Raw genomic sequence first — 1,576 nt, forward strand, 5'->3', positions numbered from 1 at the left:
TCCGATCTGTCTGTTTTCCTCGGTCTCGCAACCTTGCTGATCTAAGCCAGTAACCAACAATGAGCATTAAAAAAGCCTGATGAACACATCAGGCTTTTTGGTATTTACGTGCTAGTAACAGTTATTCACCTGCGACTTTCATTGTGTCGAGCAAGATAGAACCGGTTTGGATTTGTGAGCGTGTTTCAATATCACTACCAACTGCTACTATCTTCGTGAACATGTCTTTTAGATTACCGGCGATGGTAATTTCAGAGACTGGGTATTGGATTTCACCGTTCTCAACCCAGAAGCCTGCCGCACCGCGAGAGTAATCACCCGTTACCACGTTCACACCTTGGCCCATCACTTCTGTTACCAAAAGGCCTGTGCCTAATTCCTTCAGCATTTGCTCAAAGTTTTGGCCTGTCGACTTCACGTACCAGTTGTGAATACCACCAGCGTGACCAGTTGGATCCATCTTCATCTTGCGAGCGGCATAACTGGTCAGTAGATAGGTCGCCAACACACCATCGGTAATGATTTCACGATCTTGCGTATAAACGCCTTCGCTATCGAATGGGCTGGAAGCCAAACCGCGCAATACATGCGGACGTTCTGAAATATTGAACCATTCAGGCAAGACTTGTTTACCCAAGTGATCCAGTAAGAAAGAAGATTTGCGGTACAGGTTGCCACCGCTGATCGCCATCACTAGGTGACCAATCAAGCCAGTTGCCACATCTGCCGCAAACATAATTGGGTATTGGCCCGTTTTCAATCGTTGAGCATCCAGTCGGCTTACAGTATTTTCCGCCGCTTTGCGGCCGACGGTTTCTGGCGTCCACAAATCATCACGATGGCGGGCAACGGTATAGCTGTAGTCACGTTCCATTTCGCCATTTTTGCCCACGCCAATAACGCAGCAGCTTGTGCTGTGGCGGCTAGACGCGTAGCTTGCTAACAAACCATGGCTATTTCCGTAGACTTTGACGCCGTAGTGACTATCGTAGCTTGCACCGTCACTTTGCTTGATTGCATCGCTGTAGCTTAGCGCTTCTTTCTCAGCGGCAATCGCCATTTGTGCTGCGTAGTCTGGGTCTGGAGAGTCTGGGTGGAAAAGGTCAAGATCTGGCACCTCTTTCACCATAAATTCTTTCGGCGCTGGGCCTGCGAATGGGTCTTCAGATGTGTAATGAGCGATATCAAGCGCGGCATTCACTGTCTGTTCAATCGCCGCTTCACTCAAATCAGATGTGGAAGCGCTGCCCTTACGTTGGCCTCGGTAAACGGTAATGCCAAGCGCACCATCACTGTTGAACTCGACATTTTCTACATCACCCATTCGAGTGGAAACACTCAAACCTGTGCTTTTAGTAATTGCGACTTCTGCTGCATCCGACTTCGCCGACGCGAGCTCCAATGCTCGTGCCACGGCTTGCTCTAGCTCGGTACGTTGCTCAGCAACCTGCTGTTTAATATCCATTGTCTTTCACATCTTGTATTCAATACGCAATAGAATAACAAGAATTTCGCTTTCTCCCCATGATTCTTGTTAAAATAGTCATAATATTAATCAAAACACAGGCAACTGAAA

The 1,576-nt window shown here is 47.8% G+C and carries 1 protein-coding gene; it reads right to left on the minus strand.

The genetic code is table 11. The features are described from left to right. Positions 1 to 121: 121 nt before the first annotated feature. Positions 122 to 1,465 carry a metalloprotease PmbA gene (gene pmbA, locus R8N28_RS24400; RefSeq protein WP_023624214.1) on the minus strand — a complete coding sequence of 448 codons (1,344 nt, stop codon included), beginning with the start codon at positions 1,463 to 1,465 and terminating at the stop codon, positions 122 to 124. Positions 1,466 to 1,576: the final 111 nt, after the last annotated feature.

The sequence above is a fragment of the Vibrio sp. Vb1554 genome (assembly GCF_033344235.1).

Bases quoted from the DNA above. Each gene is read 5' to 3' on its own strand.
- pmbA (WP_023624214.1), bottom strand. From the start codon at position 1,465: ATGGATATTAAACAGCAGGTTGCTGAGCAACGTACCGAGCTAGAGCAA.